Source organism: Marinobacter sp. P4B1 (assembly GCF_001447135.1).
Lineage (GTDB): Bacteria > Pseudomonadota > Gammaproteobacteria > Pseudomonadales > Oleiphilaceae > Marinobacter > Marinobacter vinifirmus.
In genome coordinates this window covers 204,270-218,939 of sequence record NZ_LLXM01000015.1, presented here as the reverse complement: position 1 = coordinate 218,939, position 14,670 = coordinate 204,270, and the positions used below count along the sequence as shown (strand labels likewise).

16 protein-coding genes and 1 tRNA gene are annotated in these 14,670 nt (G+C 58.8%); 7 read left to right on the top strand and 10 right to left on the bottom strand.

The annotated features are described in order from the left end of the window. Positions 1 to 12 precede the first annotated feature (12 nt). From AQ621_RS12690 to AQ621_RS12670, 6 genes are all read right to left on the bottom strand, one after another. Positions 13 to 297: a type II toxin-antitoxin system HigB family toxin gene (locus AQ621_RS12690; RefSeq protein ID WP_022988141.1), complete on the bottom strand. Its 285-nt coding sequence runs from the start codon at positions 295 to 297 to the stop codon at positions 13 to 15. Positions 298 to 413: 116 nt separating this feature from the next. Then, on the bottom strand, positions 414 to 578 hold the full coding sequence (locus AQ621_RS17660; protein ID WP_158499535.1) for a hypothetical protein: 165 nt from the start codon (positions 576 to 578) through the stop codon (positions 414 to 416). Between the two features lie 57 nt (positions 579 to 635). After that, positions 636 to 711: transfer RNA gene (locus tag AQ621_RS12685), tRNA-Phe, on the bottom strand. 119 nt (positions 712 to 830) lie between these two features. After that, positions 831 to 1,103 carry an oxidative damage protection protein gene (locus AQ621_RS12680; protein WP_022989269.1) on the bottom strand — a complete coding sequence of 91 codons (273 nt, stop codon included), beginning with the start codon at positions 1,101 to 1,103 and terminating at the stop codon, positions 831 to 833. Between the two features lie 51 nt (positions 1,104 to 1,154). Further along, positions 1,155 to 2,219 carry an A/G-specific adenine glycosylase gene (gene mutY / locus AQ621_RS12675; protein ID WP_058341751.1) on the bottom strand — a complete coding sequence of 355 codons (1,065 nt, stop codon included), beginning with the start codon at positions 2,217 to 2,219 and terminating at the stop codon, positions 1,155 to 1,157. Next, a complete protein-coding gene (locus AQ621_RS12670) occupies positions 2,216 to 4,483 on the bottom strand; it encodes an AsmA family protein (protein ID WP_058341750.1) in 2,268 nt (755 codons plus the stop codon). Before AQ621_RS12670 ends, mutY begins: the two co-directional genes overlap by 4 nt. A gap of 204 nt (positions 4,484 to 4,687) precedes the next feature. Here AQ621_RS12670 and AQ621_RS12665 point away from each other — a divergent pair, with 204 nt between their 5' ends. From AQ621_RS12665 to hisF, 5 genes are all read left to right on the top strand, one after another. Then, entirely contained in the window at positions 4,688 to 5,149 is a 462-nt protein-coding gene (locus AQ621_RS12665) for an SRPBCC family protein (RefSeq protein WP_058341749.1), read from the top strand. A gap of 106 nt (positions 5,150 to 5,255) precedes the next feature. Next, a complete protein-coding gene (hisB, locus tag AQ621_RS12660; RefSeq protein WP_058341748.1) occupies positions 5,256 to 5,849 on the top strand; it encodes an imidazoleglycerol-phosphate dehydratase HisB in 594 nt (197 codons plus the stop codon). 27 nt (positions 5,850 to 5,876) lie between these two features. Beyond that, positions 5,877 to 6,515 (top strand): imidazole glycerol phosphate synthase subunit HisH, encoded by a 639-nt coding sequence (gene hisH, locus AQ621_RS12655; protein ID WP_058341747.1) that lies wholly within the window; start codon positions 5,877 to 5,879, stop codon positions 6,513 to 6,515. 176 nt (positions 6,516 to 6,691) lie between these two features. Next, complete coding sequence (gene hisA, locus AQ621_RS12650; RefSeq protein WP_058341746.1) at positions 6,692 to 7,429, top strand: 1-(5-phosphoribosyl)-5-[(5-phosphoribosylamino)methylideneamino]imidazole-4-carboxamide isomerase; 738 nt, start codon at positions 6,692 to 6,694, stop codon at positions 7,427 to 7,429. A gap of 9 nt (positions 7,430 to 7,438) precedes the next feature. Further along, complete coding sequence (gene hisF / locus AQ621_RS12645) at positions 7,439 to 8,212, top strand: imidazole glycerol phosphate synthase subunit HisF (protein ID WP_022989276.1); 774 nt, start codon at positions 7,439 to 7,441, stop codon at positions 8,210 to 8,212. Positions 8,213 to 8,371: 159 nt separating this feature from the next. On the opposite strand, the gene AQ621_RS12640 is transcribed toward hisF, so the two are convergent. The 4 genes from AQ621_RS12640 to gpmM form a co-directional block, all read right to left on the bottom strand. Beyond that, the gene (locus tag AQ621_RS12640) at positions 8,372 to 9,160 is read right to left on the bottom strand and encodes a divergent polysaccharide deacetylase family protein (RefSeq protein ID WP_413772297.1); all 789 of its coding nucleotides are present in this window, start codon (positions 9,158 to 9,160) and stop codon (positions 8,372 to 8,374) included. Between the two features lie 26 nt (positions 9,161 to 9,186). Further along, positions 9,187 to 10,587 (bottom strand): S41 family peptidase, encoded by a 1,401-nt coding sequence (locus AQ621_RS12635; RefSeq protein WP_058341744.1) that lies wholly within the window; start codon positions 10,585 to 10,587, stop codon positions 9,187 to 9,189. Between the two features lie 103 nt (positions 10,588 to 10,690). Continuing rightward, complete coding sequence (locus tag AQ621_RS12630; RefSeq protein ID WP_058342425.1) at positions 10,691 to 11,791, bottom strand: murein hydrolase activator EnvC family protein; 1,101 nt, start codon at positions 11,789 to 11,791, stop codon at positions 10,691 to 10,693. Between the two features lie 56 nt (positions 11,792 to 11,847). Beyond that, the gene (gene gpmM, locus AQ621_RS12625) at positions 11,848 to 13,395 is read right to left on the bottom strand and encodes a 2,3-bisphosphoglycerate-independent phosphoglycerate mutase (RefSeq protein ID WP_058342424.1); all 1,548 of its coding nucleotides are present in this window, start codon (positions 13,393 to 13,395) and stop codon (positions 11,848 to 11,850) included. Between the two features lie 225 nt (positions 13,396 to 13,620). Here gpmM and AQ621_RS12620 point away from each other — a divergent pair, with 225 nt between their 5' ends. Together AQ621_RS12620 and secB are read left to right on the top strand one after the other, a co-directional pair. Next, on the top strand, positions 13,621 to 14,037 hold the full coding sequence (locus tag AQ621_RS12620; RefSeq protein WP_058341743.1) for a rhodanese-like domain-containing protein: 417 nt from the start codon (positions 13,621 to 13,623) through the stop codon (positions 14,035 to 14,037). Positions 14,038 to 14,168: 131 nt separating this feature from the next. Further along, positions 14,169 to 14,666, top strand: a complete 498-nt coding sequence (secB, locus tag AQ621_RS12615) for a protein-export chaperone SecB (RefSeq protein ID WP_022989282.1) — start codon at positions 14,169 to 14,171, stop codon at positions 14,664 to 14,666. Positions 14,667 to 14,670: the final 4 nt, after the last annotated feature.

The following is a 14,670-nucleotide window of genomic DNA, read 5'->3' as shown; positions in this document are numbered from 1 at the left end:
TATGCCGTTCCCTCAGAATGTTTTCTTGCTGTACTCAGCGTGTGTTCCAACCCACTCCACCACGACGATCCCGTTTTGATAGCGCACTTTAACCACCAGCCGAAAATGGTTGCCTTTGATGTTGAAAATGACCCGGTTGTCCGCGAGAAAATCGGCGCTTGAGAATCGTTCCTTGATGTCTTTTGGCGTTTGCCAATCACCTCTTTCCGCTTCGGCAAACCAGGCTTCAAGGGCCTTGCGTGAGGAAGCGTGTTTGCGCATAAAGTCTGTCAGCTTGTTCCTGGCTAAGACCTTCATGGGATAAGAAAGTTCCTTTTTCGGGAATACTACGTTATTTTCCCGAAATGGGAAAATAACGTCTGATTATAAAAAGCAAAGCGATTGCTCGTAATGCCTTTCCTTGCCACGGTAGATCATTCGCGCAACGTCCCTTCGGCGATAGCTTCTGCCGACTGGCAGCGGGTGTCGCCGGCCTGGCTCAGACGGATGTCTTCCTGACAGCTGTGTGAGCGTTTCGGGTAGAAAGTGCTGCGGGTTGTTGCTTGGTTTTGTAACGAGGTGTCCCATGAGTGTTCCATGGGAGGGTCCAGAAACGACAAAGCCCGCTAAGAAGCGGGCTAAGTCATTGAATCTTATGGTGCCCGGAGGCGGAATCGAACCACCGACACGGGGATTTTCAATCCCCTGCTCTACCAACTGAGCTATCCGGGCGTGTTGAGCTATGTGCTGCAACGGGGCGCTATTAAACCGGTTTAGGGTTGGGGAGTCAAGGCCACTCCGCAAAAATTTTCTGAAACTTTTCCGGGTTGTTCAGGCCTTGATCAGTTCGTTCATTTTTCCGGCGGAACGAAGCCTTCGGCCTGGTCGAATGGCTCGTTGTTGAAGAAGCGTTCCATCTGGGCCTGCAGGTATTTCCGGTTGTTCGGGTCCATCATGCTCAGGTGTTTTTCGTTGATCAGCATGGTTTGCTGGTTCTGCCATTCTTCCCAGGCGACTTTCGACACATTGTCGAAGATCTCCTGGCCTTTGGGCCCGGGCATGGGAGGCATGGCCAGGCCTTCCATCTCTTTCTGGTACTTGCGGCAGAATACGGTGCGGCTCATGTCGGCTCCTGTGTTGTTGGACTGGGCGAATGATAACAGATCGCCGGGTGCTCAGAGCAGGGTGGTTTGTTCCGGCTCGGTGAGCAGGGTTCGGATGGGGGCGGGCAGGCCGAGGGTTAAGGCCTGGTCCCGGTGCACCCAGCGCTGGCTGTCGGCATCGGCCACTTTGGTGCTGCCGGTTACCGGCAGCTTTGCTGGCTGTATGTGCAGGTGATAGTGGCTGAAGGTGTGCCGGAAGCCGCCGATCAGTTGCGGGTCGCTGCAGGCCAGCCCCAGCTTCGTTTCACAGGCTTCCTGCAGTTCCTCTGCGCCATAGGCGGGGTCCAGTTCCGGCAGGCTCCACAGGCCGCCCCAGATGCCGCTGGGCGGGCGTCGTTCCAGCAGGATGCGGCCTTCGTTATCTTCCAGGATCAGCATCCAGGTGGTCTTTTCCGGTTTCTCTTTTTTCGGCTTGGAGCCCGGGTAGAGTTTGGTTTCGTTTCGGGCATAGGCCTGGCAGCCGTTGTTCACCGGGCAACTTTCACAGGCCGGCTTGCTGCGGGTGCATACCATGGCGCCCAGGTCCATGATGCCCTGGGTGTAGTCACGCACGCGCTCATTTGGAGTGTGTTGCTCGGCATGCTGCCAGAGCTGTTTCAGTACCGGGGTTTGCCCCGGCCAGCCGGGCACGGCGTGGTAACGGGCCAGAACGCGCTTTACGTTGCCGTCCAGGATAGCGGCCCGCTTGCCGAACGCCTGGGCAATAATGGCCGCAGCGGTGGAGCGGCCGATGCCGGTCAGGGTTTCCAGTGTTTCCTGGTCCTGCGGGAACTCGCCGCCATGCTCGTCCACCACTTGTTTGGCAGCCTTGTGCAGGTTACGGGCGCGGGCGTAGTAACCCAGGCCAGACCAGTGGCTGAGCACGTCGTCTACCGGTGCCGCAGCCAGTGCTTGCACATCCGGAAAACTGGCCATGAAGGCTTCGAAGTAGGGGATAACAGTAGCTACCTGGGTCTGCTGGAGCATGATCTCCGACACCCAGACCCGGTAAGCGTTGCGGTTATGGTGCCACGGCAGGTTGTGCCTGCCGTGGTTGTCGTACCAGTTCAGTAGCCGGTCGGCGAAGCTGTCGGTCATTGGCCAAACAGGCCTTTGAGGGCATCTTTCACTTTGCCGCCTTCTTCACCGAGTTTCTCCTGAAGCTTTTCGTTTACCTTGTCTTCGGCTTTCTGCCTGGCTTCGTCTACTTTCTCTTCCGCCTTGGCCTTGGCCCGGTCGATTTCTTCCTGGGCCTTGGCGCGGGCTGCGTTGGCTGCGATGTCTTTGATGGTGTCGCGGAAGCGGGAACCGTCGAACGAACACAGGCCGGCCGGGTCTTCGCTGAAGTTGCCGCGGCACTCCACGGGGATAACCACGTTCTCAACGTACTCGGTCACCCGGCAGGCTTCGTCGCGGTGGATTTCACCAACAATGCGCAGGCCCAGTTCGTAGTCCAGGTTGGTCTGCTCAAGGTCAACCGTGCCGTTGCCTTCAAGGCGCATGCCGGCCAGGGCCGCAACCAGGTCGGTGTTGTTCAGGGTGTTGCCGTCAATCTTCAGGGTGCCACGCATGTCGTTAAACGGAGTGGTGGTGCCCCAGTCTGTGGTGGTCAGGGAGTCCTGGTTCACCAGGGCAATGCCCTGACAGGCCATGCGGGTCAGGTTCATTTTGCGGAACTGCCCTTCGGCCAGGTTGAAGCTTATGTCGCCCTTGGCATTGTTGCGCAGGGCAGAGATGCGGTTGCCGTTGGTGTTTACCGTCAGTTTCAGGTTGGCGCCGCCAGAGAGCATGTCGACCTCGGCCAGCTGGGTCAGTAGTGGTAGCGTCTGCACGTTGCTGACGTCGGAGCGAATGTTCCACTTGGGATTGTCGCTGCGGGCGTCGATGGTCACGTTGGCGCCGAAGCTGCCCTCGTAAAGCTTGCCGCTGAACTCATCCACTTTCAGCAGGCCGTCTTTGGCGGTGGTGCTGGCTTTGATTTCGTTGATGGTCAGGTTGCTGACAATCAGTTCGCCCAGGCCAAAGTCGATATCCAGCAGCAGGGTGCGCAGGGTTTCCAGTGGCAGCAGGTCAGTTTCCGGTTGGCTGGCTGCGGCGGTTTGCTGTGCAGGGCTTTCAGATTCAGCGGCTGTCTCACTGGCAGTGGTTTCACCTTCTTCCGGCGTGGGTGGCAGGTAGCGGTCGGCGTTGAGTTTGTCGCCGTTCAGGTCAAACACCAGCCCACCGGTGCCGAGGTTGTAGCTGCCACCGCCGTTGAAGGTGGTGTCGTCCAGGGTGATTTTCAGGTTGCTCAGGGCAACGGTGCCCGGCTCGCCGCCCAGATTGGTGGACAGCGCGATGGCTTTCAATACGTCCGGATCTTCCGTCTCAATTGCGGGCTGGCCGAGGTTGCTCAGTAGCTGTTTCAGCGAAAACTCGGAAATGGCCAGCTTGCCATCAAGGGCAGGCTTATCGCCGAAGCCTTTCACATTCAGGTCTGTGCTCAGGCTCAGGTTGGCCAGGCTGGCGGTAAAGCCGCTCAGGGTGGCGGTTTCGTTCTCCAGGTTGGCGGCCAGTGAGCCACCAAGCTCGGCAGTGACCGATTTGCCCCCGAACGGTTCACCGTTCATGTCAAAAACGGCTTTCAGGCCGGACATGGCAAATTCGTTGAGGGCCTGGTTGGCTTTCAGTTGTGCGCTGATGCTGCCGTCTACCGCGAACTTCGGCTGGCTGGTTTCCACCTTGAAGCGGATATCCAGCGGGAACTCGGAGCCCAGGGTAATGTTGCTGGCGGTTACCGTGAAGTCTTCCAGGGTAACGGACTGGCCGGTGCTCTTGTCGTTGTAGTGAACACTGGCGTTGCTGATTTCCACGTTCTCTACGTTGAAGTTCAGGGCTTCGCCGCCGGTTTCTTGTGCGGTGTCAACGGTTTCTGTCGGGGCCGGTTCGGCGCTGGCACCGTCAGTTGCAGGCGCTTCCGAGCCATCTGCGCTCTTCTCCGGCATAATCCGCGCCCAGTTGCCTTCGCCTTGCTCGTTCACCTCCAGCCGCGCGTCCAGGCCGTTCAGCAGGAATGTGTTCACCTGCGGCGACATGGCAATCAGTGACCAGAAATCGATCTTGGCAATCAGCTGTTCCAGTGCCACGAAGCGTTCGCCTTCCAGTGTTGCCTCAACCTGGTTCAGCTCCAGCCCCAGCGGAATGAAAGACCAGCCGATGTCACCTTCAAGCTGTAACTGAAGGTTGGTGTTCTTCTCCACTGCGGCTTCAATCTGGGGCTTGTAATCGTTCGGGTTGATCACGGCGACGGCAATGGCGACCGCTGCAACCGCCAGGACAATAAGGGCGATAACAGCATAGAGCACATAGCGAACAGCTTTCATGGCGAGTTCCTTTTCTTTCCGGCAGGGTGGATTGCTGCCGTATTACGAATGAATTACCCAAAGGATAACGCAGGGTTAGCAAATTAACAGTGCAGGAATATGACAATGCGTTAGTCTTGGGTCAAAATACACCCCGTTAAAAACCGGGGTTGTCCCGGTGTGCGCAAACAAGCATACGCAAATAAGCATAAAAAGGAGTCGGCTGTGGCCATTACTGTATCGATTGAGCTGAACCGGGAACTCGAGATTCCGGCAGGCTATGATGACGTCTTCGATCTTCTGGCAGACGTTCCCCGTTCTGTCAGCCACTTCCCAAAAGTCGACAAGCTGGTTGATCTTGGTGGCAATGCCTACCGTTGGGAAATGGAAAAGGTGGGTGTTGATAAGCACGCCATCCAGACCGTATACGCCTGCACCTATCACCCGAATAAAGAGGCCGGCAAAATCACCTGGGATCCGGTAAAAGGCGAGGGCAATGCCGAAGTCAGCGGCGCCTGGACCATCACCGCCAATGGCGACAACGCCACCAAGGTGCGCTTCCAGACCAGCGCCCAGCTGACAGTCCCCCTGCCCAGCCTGCTCAAGCTGGCGATCAGCCCGGTGATCAAGCACGAGTTTAACAGCCTGGTAGACACCTACATGGCTAACCTGAAGAAAGCGTTCTGAGCTATCAGGGCGATTGATCCGGTTGCGGGACTCCGGCTGTGTTAACGGGTATAATCTGCGAATCTGATTTTTACAGTAGCAAGCCTGTTTTCTAGACGGAGTCTCCATGGCTGAACGCAAGGCTCGGGTAGAGCGAAATACCCTTGAAACCCAGATTACCGTCGAGATCAATCTCGATGGCACCGGCAAAGCCTGCTTTGACACCGGTGTGCCCTTCCTTGACCACATGATGGACCAGATTGCCCGCCACGGCCTGGTAGACCTGGACATCACCTGCAAGGGTGACCTCCACATCGACGACCACCACACCGTGGAAGACATCGGCATCACCCTCGGCCAGGCCTTCAAACAGGCTGTGGGCGACAAAAAAGGCATCCGCCGCTACGGCCACGCCTACGTGCCCCTGGACGAAGCCCTGTCCCGCGTGGTGATCGACCTCTCCGGCCGTCCCGGCCTGCTCATGGACGTACCTTACACCCGCGCCAGCGTCGGCGGGTTTGATGTGGATCTGTTCGCAGAGTTCTTCCAGGGCTTCGTCAACCACTCCATGGTGACCCTGCACATCGACAACCTGAAGGGCAAGAACACCCATCACCAGATCGAAACCGTGTTCAAAGCCTTCGGCCGCGCACTGCGCATGGCGATTGAAATGGACGAGCGCATGGCGGGTATCACCCCGTCCACCAAAGGCGCCCTGTAACCGGTCACCTATAGGAACAGAACCACCATGAAGACCGTCGCCATCATCGACTACGGCATGGGCAACCTGCATTCCGCCCGCAAAGCCGTAGAGCACGTGGCCCCGGACTGCACCGTACTGGTCACAGACGATGCCGCCAAAATCCGCGAAGCCGACCGGGTAATCCTGCCCGGCGTCGGCGCCATCCGCGATTGCATGGCCGAAATGCACCGCCTGGGTGTGGTTGAACTTGTTAAAGAAGTCTCCCGGGACCGCCCGTTCCTCGGCATCTGCGTCGGCATGCAGGCCCTGATGGCCCGCAGCGAAGAAAACGGCGGCGTGGAAGGCATCGGCCTGTTCCCGTCCAAAGTCCGCTACTTCGGCGACAACCTCACCGAAAACGGCGAACGCCTGAAAGTGCCCCACATGGGCTGGAACCAGGTCTACCAAACCGCAGACCACCCGCTCTGGCACAACATCCCGGACGGCGACCGCTTCTACTTCGTGCACAGCTACTACGCCGAAGCCGACGGCAACGCCGACATGGCCGGCCGCACCCGTTATGGTGTCGACCTGGCGGCAGCGGTGGCTCGCGACAACATCTTTGCAGTGCAGTTCCACCCGGAAAAAAGCGCCCGGGCGGGCCTGCAGTTGCTGGAAAACTTTACGAACTGGACTGGAAAGTAAGCGGGCAAGCACTTAATAGCGCTCTGGGGTAGGGAGGCCTTTCAGGGACTGTCTGCAGCAGGGATGCTGCAGTCAAGCGTACAGGGATGTATTGACAGCGTGTCCCTGAAAGGCCTCCCTGCTCCAGAGTGCGAGCGCCAAACTCCTTGCCCGACTTTCTGAATAGGAAGAACAAAATGCTCATCATCCCCGCTATCGATCTGAAAGACGGCAAATGCGTAAGACTGCGCCAGGGCCGCATGGAAGACTCCACCGTATTCGGTGACGACCCGGTGGACATGGCCACCAAGTGGGTCAACGCTGGCGCCCGTCGCCTGCACCTGGTTGACCTCAACGGCGCCTTTGCCGGTGAGCCGGTCAACGGTGAAATCGTCAAGGCCATCGCGGTGAAGTACCCGAATCTGCCGATCCAGATCGGCGGCGGCATCCGCTCCGCGGAAACCATCGAAGCCTACCTCAAGGCCGGCGTGCAGTGGGTCATCATCGGCACCAAGGCGGTCAAAGAGCCCGAATTCGTCACCGAAATGTGCAAACAATTCCCCGGCCACATCATCGTCGGCCTGGACGCCAAAGACGGCCGCGTAGCCACCGACGGCTGGGCCGAAGTCTCCGAAGTGATGGCCGTAGACCTGGCCAAGCGCTTCGCCAACGACGGCGTATCCTCCATCGTTTACACCGACATCGCCCGCGACGGCATGATGCAGGGTGTTAACGTAGAGGCCACCGCCAAGCTGGCAGAAGAAGGCGGCATCCCGGTGATTGCCTCCGGCGGCGTCACCAACATGGACGACCTCAAGCGCCTGGCCACCGTCGCCGACAAAGGCGTGATCGGTGCCATCACAGGTCGTGCCATCTACGAAGGCACCCTGGATGTAGCCGAAGCGCAAGCCTACTGCGACAGCCTGCAAAACTGAGGACAGATCATGGCACTGGCAAAACGCATCATCCCCTGCCTGGACGTCGACAAAGGCCGCGTGGTCAAAGGCGTCAACTTCGTGGACATCCGCGATGCCGGCGATCCTGTTGAAGTGGCCCGCCGCTACAACGAGCAGGGCGCGGACGAAATCACCTTCCTGGACATCACTGCCAGCAGTGAAAGCCGCGACACCACCTACGAAACCGTCGAGCGTATGGCCGCGGAAGTGTTTATCCCGCTGACCGTGGGCGGTGGCGTACGCACCGTAGATGACATCCGCAAGCTGCTGAATGCCGGCGCCGATAAGGTGTCTATCAACACCGCGGCGGTCTTCAACCCGGAATTCGTGAAAGAAGCAGCGGAGCGATTCGGTCGCCAGTGCATTGTCGTGGCTATCGATGCCAAGCAGGTAAGCGCAGAAGGCGAAGAGCCCCGCTGGGAAATCTTCACCCACGGCGGCCGCAAGCCTACCGGGCTGGATGCCGTGGAATGGGCCAAGAAGATGGTAGACATGGGCGCCGGCGAACTGCTGCTGACCAGCATGGACCGCGACGGCACCAAGATCGGCTTCGACCTGGGCCTGACTCGAGCCATCAGCGATGCGGTGGCTGTTCCGGTAATTGCTTCAGGCGGGGTGGGCGAGCTGCAGCACCTGGCGGATGGCGTAACCAAAGGCGGCGCCGATGCGGTGCTGGCCGCCTCCATCTTCCACTTCGGCCAGCATACCATTCCCGAAGCCAAGGCGTTTATGAAGGCGCAGGGCATCGAAGTTCGGGACTGAAAAGATTTTTTTGCCACGAAATCCACGAAAAAACACGAACAAAGATTAACGACTGAATAACTAGAATTTCTTTGTCTTTAATTTCGTGTTCTTTCGTGGATTTCGTGGCCAAAGAGTCCTTATCTTTTGCTTTTTTCCGTGTCCTTCCGTGGCAAAAACCTAGTCCTTATCACTCCGAGCTACGGAAAGCACCACCGGCTGTTTCTCCCCTTCCGCAAACATCTCCCTATTGCCATTACGCATGGCCCACACGCCCCGTACGGTGGCGATGGCAATTCCCTGCTCATCCAGTTCCGGTAAGTGCTTTTCCAGGTAGTCCACCGTTACCGTGTGGGGATGGCCGATGCCGATCGCTGTACCGTTTTCTTTGGCCGTTTTGATCAGCAGCTGAAACTGCTGGTCAACGAATGCCTCGGTCTGTTCGTGGTCCAGGAACACATCCCGGGTCAGGCTCGGGATTTTGTAGGCATCGGCCACGCTGCCAGCGATGGAGTTGGCGATGGTGCGGCTGTCTACGAAGTACACCGGGTACTTGTTGAGTTCTTTCATCACCCAATCCATGGGTTGAAGCTGCTGGGTCAGCAGGCTGCCCATGTGGTTGTTTACGCCCACTACGTGGGGGATGGACTGCAGGGAGCGCCGCAGGGTGGTGGCTATGGTGCCTTCGTCCATGTCCGGGGTCAGGCCGCCGGGGCCGAGGCCGAAGTTGCGGGTGTTGGCCATGGGCGCGTGCAGCATGATTTCTTTCTGTTTCTTGTGGGCCAGCTCGGCCAGCGGCACGGTGTGGCGCCGGAAAGGCAGGAACGCCAGCGTCAGCGGTTGTTCCATCCGGGCCAGGCGTTCACCTTCATGAAGGTTGTGGCCCATGTCATCAATGATGATGGCGATGGTGGGCGGCTGGTGCTCTGCCGGCTGGGCGGCCACAAAAGGGCTCAGCGCTAGCAGCATTACCCGGAGCAGGGTCGTGCTGAGTTTCACTGATCTTTGCCCTGCTGGCCGCTGTCGTCCTTGCGGTTAAGAATGCGCATGCCTTTGAGCAGGTTCAGTGCTGAGCGCAGCTGGTAGTCCCGGTTGGCGGCAGACTGTTCGGTTTCTGCCTGCTGTTCACGTTGTTCCTTGGCTTTCTCTTCGTTCTCGCCGGTCAGATGGCCGGTCAGGTCTGCTTCTGTGAAGAACGGGCGGCTGTCCAGCTCGGTCAGCTCAGCCGGGCGCACCTCGATATCTGGCTTGATGCCCGTGGCCTGAATGGAGCGGCCGTCGGGGGTGAAATAGCGGGCTGTGGTCATCTTGATGGCATGGGTTTCATCCAGCGGGATGACTGTTTGCACGCTGCCTTTGCCAAAGGACTGGGTGCCCATGATCACCGCACGTTCGTGATCCTGCAGGGCGCCGGCCAGGATTTCGGAAGCCGAGGCGGAGCCACCGTTGATCAGCACCACAATCGGGGTGTCGGCCATCACATCGCCCGGCTTGGCGCTGAAGCGCAGCCTTGAGCTCTGGATACGCCCCTCGGTGTAGACAATCAGGCCTTCATCAATCAGCGCATCGGCGGTTTCCACGGCAGCCTGCAGTACGCCGCCGGGGTTGTTGCGAAGGTCGATCACCAGGCCGTCCAGGTCGCTGCCATGCTCATCTTCCAGGACGTTCAGGGCTTTGAGGAACTGTTTGCCGGTTTCCGCCTGGAACTGGGTGATGCGCACATAGCCGTAACCGTTTTCAATCATCCGGGATTTGATGCTGGTTACCTTGATGATATCGCGGGTTACATCAATCTCGATCGGCGCGGTTTCGCCTTCGCGCATGATGGTCAGTGTGAGTACCGAGCCGGGCTTGCCGCGCATCAGGTTGACGGCTTCTTCCAGCGACATGCCCTTCACCGGTTTTTCATCCAGCTTGATAATCAGGTCGCCGGCCTGCACGCCGGCCTTCTGGGCCGGGGTGTCGTCGATGGGGGAAATGACTTTCACAAAGCCGTTTTCCATGCCCACTTCAATGCCCAGGCCACCAAACTCGCCGGAGGTGCTTTCTTCCAGCTCTTCGTAGTCTTTCGGGGCCAGGTAGGTGGAGTGCGGGTCCAGGTCTGAGAGCATGCCCTTGATGGCGCTTTCCAGCAGCTCGCTGTCGGAAACTTCTTCTACGTAGGCGTCTTTGATGCGGGCGAACACTTCAGTGAACTTGCGCAGGTCTTCCAGCGGCAGTTGTTCTTCCGGGTCCGGCAGTTTCAGTTCTACCCGCTCGCCGTCCTGGATACCTTCGATGATGTCCCGGCTTTGGGCATCCTGGGCCAGGGCGAGTCCGGGCAGGGTAAACAAACAGGTCGCAAGGGTAAGGCTGCGAAGTTGTGAGATCTGGAGTTTGCCGGTGACTCGTTTCATCCACATATCCTGTTTTGTTTCCAATAGTTGGACTAATTTCCTGATTTCGACAGTATGGCGTTCGCGGCGCCATTTGTCAGCCCTTTGCGTCGGGGGACAAAACTCAGGGCTTGCCCAGCCAGCGGCGGGGGTTGACCGGCTTTCCGTTCTGGCGAACTTCGAAGTAGACCGCCGGGTCTTCGGTGCCGCCGGTGCGGCCGGAAAGGGCAATGGTTTCACCGGCCCGAACCCAGTCGCCGGGTGCGGTGAACAGGCTGCTGCTGTGGCCGTACAGGGTCATGTAGCCATCGCCGTGATCGATAATGGTCATCAGCCCGAAACCCCGCAACCAGTTGGCGAAGACGACGCGGCCATAGTGTACGGCGGTGACTTCCGCGTTTTCTGCCGTGTTCATGATCAGGCCGCTGCGGCGCAATTTGCCGTCAGCATAGGCGGCGCCGTAGTTGGTGACCACGCGGCCCTTGGCGGGCCAGGGCAGTTTGTCCCGCAGTGACTTGAACGGGCGGGATTCGTTGGGAGAGGGGATGTTGGCGATGGCCTGCTGCACTTCTTCCAGCAGCTGCTCAAGGCGTTTGCGGTCAGTTTCCAGGTCGTCCCGCTCGCTGCGCCGGCTGCGGATGTCCTGTTTCAGGGCGGCCAGGGTTTGTTCCCGCTCGGCTTTGCTTTGCGTCAGTTGCTGCTGGCGTTGTTCCAGGCCTGCTTCGGTCTTTGCCAGTTCCACTCGCGATGCCTGCACCGCGGCCCGGGCCTGTTTCAGCTCCTGGAGGCTCTTCTGGAAGGCTTGAAGGCGCTCGACGGTGTCGTTGCTGAGATATTCGTAGTAGGTGAGGGTTCGGGCAATCTGGCCCGGTTCTATTTCGTTCAGCAGGATTTTCAGGGCCGGGGCGTCGCCTTCCATCCAGGCGGCGCGAATCTGCGTTTTCAGGCCTTCCCGTTGTGATTCAAGGGTGTCGGCCAACTGGCGTTCCTGCGTTCGCAGTTCATCCAGGCGCTGTTGTTGCTGATCGGCTTTCTCGCGCAGTTCCCGGCGCTCACGGGTCAGCTGGCTGATTCTTTGCTCGGTACGGGCCAGTTGCTGCTCCAGGCTGGAGCGGTCTTTCTCGGCATCTTTCAGCCATTCGTCAATGCTGGCAATGCGCTTTTTCAGCGCCTCCACCTGTTCGGGGGTTACGTCATCCCGGGCATGCAGTGGCGTGGCTCCCAGAACGAGAGCCAGCGCCAGTGCGAGGACATACTTCAAGGTATCTGCCTTAAGCCGGATCAGTTGATCTCGGCCAGGCTGTGCCCGGACATTTCCTGAGGTTGCTGCAGCCCCATCAGTGTCAGCAGGGTGGGTGCGATATCGCACAGGCTGCCGTCGTCTTTAAGGTTGACGTTGCGATGGCCGGTATAAACCAGCGGCACCGGTCCAATGGTGTGGGAGGTGTGAACCTGGCCGGATTTCGGGTCCGTCATCTGCTCGCAGTTGCCGTGGTCGGCGGTGATCAGGGCTTCGCCGCCTACTTCGTCCAGCGCTTCCACAACCCGCTGTACGCACTGGTCCAGACACTCGGCGGCCTTGACGGCTGCATCCATCTTGCCAGTATGGCCAACCATGTCGCCGTTGGCGTAGTTGCACACGATCAGGTCGTATTTGCCGCTCTTGATGGCTTCTACCAGCTTGTCGGTTACTTCCGGCGCGCTCATTTCCGGCTGCAGGTCGTAGGTGGCTACTTTGGGGGAGGGCACCAGAATACGGTCTTCGCCTTCAAACGGGGTTTCCAGGCCGCCATTGAAGAAGAAGGTCACGTGGGCGTACTTCTCGGTTTCGGCAATGCGCAGCTGGGTCTTGCCTTGGCTGGCCATGTATTCGCCAAGGCCGTTGGCCAGTTGCTCGGGCGGATAGGCGCAGGAGGTTTTGATGTCTGCGGCGTATTCGGTGAGCATCACGAAATCGGCCAGCTCCGGGTGCTTGCGGCGATCGAAGCCGTCGAACTCCGGCTCCACGAAGGTGCGGGTCATTTCCCGGGCGCGGTCGGCACGGAAGTTCATGAACAGCACGGAATCGCCATCGTTGATGGTGCCCTCTGGCTGGCCTTCGGCGCGGATGTGGGTGGCTTTTACAAACTCGTCGTTCTCGCCCCGCTCGTAGGCCTGGTCCAGTGCGGTTACCGGGTCGTCACAGGTAAAGTCGGCTTCGCCCAGGGTCATGGCGTTATAAGCGGCTTCTACGCGGTCCCAGCGGTTGTCTCGGTCCATGGCGAAGTAGCGGCCAACGATGGTGGCTACCCGGCCTACTCCCAGGCTCTTCATCCTGGCGGCGGCTTTTTCGAGGGACGGGCGGGCGCTGCGCGGGGGCATGTCGCGGCCGTCCAGGAAGGCGTGGATATAGACTTCCTTGGCGCCACGGGCTGCGGCCAGTTCCGCTGCTGCCAGCATATGGTCTTCGTGGCTGTGAACGCCGCCCGGAGACAGCAGGCCCATGATATGCACGGCCTTGTTATTCGCCACGGCTTTGTCGATGGCGTTACACAGGGCTTCGTTCTTCTGGAACAGGCCGTCTTCCAGGTCTTTGTCGATACGGGTCAGGCTCTGGTACACCACCCGGCCGGCGCCGAGGTTCATGTGGCCTACTTCCGAGTTACCCATCTGGCCCTGCGGCAGGCCTACAAACATGCCTGAAGTGTTGATGAGGGTCTTCGGCTGATTCTGCCAGAGCTTGTCCCAGAATGGTGTGCGGGCGTTGGAGATGGCGTTGTCTGCAGCCGGGTCACGGTGGCCCCAGCCGTCGAGAATAATCAGTGCAGTGGGCTTGCGCGTGTCGGTCATCATGTCGTCCGGTTGGTTGCGAAAACAGATTGCAAGGGAATCGTGGTAAAAGTGGGGCAGATTGTAACCGTTTTCATTTGTGCAGGCCACGCGCGCAGCGCCAAGGCTTTGCATGGCCCTGATGCACTGTTGCTATAAAGGAGGCCCCTGACGCGTGCCACTTGCCTTCTTTGAGCCGTCTGGGGTGTGTATAATCCCGCCAAATCAAATTTTCAGGGTAGTTTCATGGATCGCTTGTTCGAATTCGTTGTTAACCACTACATTCTGGTTTCTGTTTTTGTGGCGCTGCTGCTGGCACTTCTGGTGCTGGAGTCCCGCCGTGGTGGTGCCAAGATTTCCGCCCAGAGTGCGGTGTCTTTGATCAACAAAGACGAAGCCGTAGTGGTGGATATCCGTGACCGCAAAGACTTCGGCGAAGGTCGTATTACCGGTTCTCTGAACATTCCCCTGAGTGGCATCAAGGGCCGTGCCAACGAGCTGAGCAAGCACAAAGACAAGCAGATTATCGTGGTCGACAAGATGGGCCAGCACTCTGCAATGGCGGTCAAGTACCTGAAGGAAGAAGGCTTTACCAACGTGGTGCGCCTGAACGGTGGTATCGCCGACTGGAAAGCCAGCAACCTGCCGCTGGTGAAAAAGTAACAGGGCTTGATCTGATTGCCGATCTGAAGCACTGTTTCACATTACCTGCCGGGGCCTGTGTTTAGACTGTTCCGGCACACGTGACTATAACAACGGGCTGCGCCCGACCTACGAAAACGAAAGGACTGATCATGGCTGAGAACCAGCAAGCCGCAGGCAACGAAAACCAGAACCAACCCCAGTTCGCCCTTCAGCGCATCTATGTGAAGGACCTGTCTTTTGAATCACCCAACTCGCCGCTGGTATTCCAGGAACAGTGGAAGCCGCAGGTGAACCTGGACCTGAACACCGCCCACAACAAGCTCAGCGACAACCAGTACGAAGTGGTTCTGTCCCTGACTGTTACCGCCAAGGTGGGTGAGAAGGTCGCCTACATTGTTGAAATCCAGCAGGCGGGTGTGTTCCTGGTAGCCGGTATTGAAGGTGCCCAGCTGGGCCAGATGCTCGGCGCCTATTGCCCGAACATCCTGTTCCCGTACGCCCGCGAGGCCATCGACGCCACCGTTAACCGTGGCAGCTTCCCGGCACTGATGCTGGCGCCGGTGAACTTCGATGCGATCTACGCCCAGGCGCTCAAGCGCAAGCAGGAAGAAGCCGCAGGCGAAGCGAAGGAAGAGCAGACGCACTGATTGC

What these genes read in the sequence shown, in the direction of transcription:
- AQ621_RS12690 (WP_022988141.1), bottom strand. Translation starts at nt 297, where the DNA reads ATGAAGGTCTTAGCCAGGAACAAGCTGACAGACTTTATGCGCAAACAC.
- AQ621_RS17660 (WP_158499535.1), bottom strand. Translation starts at nt 578, where the DNA reads ATGGAACACTCATGGGACACCTCGTTACAAAACCAAGCAACAACCCGC.
- AQ621_RS12680 (WP_022989269.1), bottom strand. Translation starts at nt 1,103, where the DNA reads ATGAGCCGCACCGTATTCTGCCGCAAGTACCAGAAAGAGATGGAAGGC.
- mutY (WP_058341751.1), bottom strand. Translation starts at nt 2,219, where the DNA reads ATGACCGACAGCTTCGCCGACCGGCTACTGAACTGGTACGACAACCAC.
- AQ621_RS12670 (WP_058341750.1), bottom strand. Translation starts at nt 4,483, where the DNA reads ATGAAAGCTGTTCGCTATGTGCTCTATGCTGTTATCGCCCTTATTGTC.
- hisB (WP_058341748.1), top strand. Translation starts at nt 5,256, where the DNA reads ATGGCTGAACGCAAGGCTCGGGTAGAGCGAAATACCCTTGAAACCCAG.
- hisH (WP_058341747.1), top strand. Translation starts at nt 5,877, where the DNA reads ATGAAGACCGTCGCCATCATCGACTACGGCATGGGCAACCTGCATTCC.
- hisA (WP_058341746.1), top strand. Translation starts at nt 6,692, where the DNA reads ATGCTCATCATCCCCGCTATCGATCTGAAAGACGGCAAATGCGTAAGA.
- hisF (WP_022989276.1), top strand. Translation starts at nt 7,439, where the DNA reads ATGGCACTGGCAAAACGCATCATCCCCTGCCTGGACGTCGACAAAGGC.
- AQ621_RS12640 (WP_413772297.1), bottom strand. Translation starts at nt 9,160, where the DNA reads ATGCTGCTAGCGCTGAGCCCTTTTGTGGCCGCCCAGCCGGCAGAGCAC.
- AQ621_RS12635 (WP_058341744.1), bottom strand. Translation starts at nt 10,587, where the DNA reads ATGAAACGAGTCACCGGCAAACTCCAGATCTCACAACTTCGCAGCCTT.
- gpmM (WP_058342424.1), bottom strand. Translation starts at nt 13,395, where the DNA reads ATGACCGACACGCGCAAGCCCACTGCACTGATTATTCTCGACGGCTGG.
- AQ621_RS12620 (WP_058341743.1), top strand. Translation starts at nt 13,621, where the DNA reads ATGGATCGCTTGTTCGAATTCGTTGTTAACCACTACATTCTGGTTTCT.
- secB (WP_022989282.1), top strand. Translation starts at nt 14,169, where the DNA reads ATGGCTGAGAACCAGCAAGCCGCAGGCAACGAAAACCAGAACCAACCC.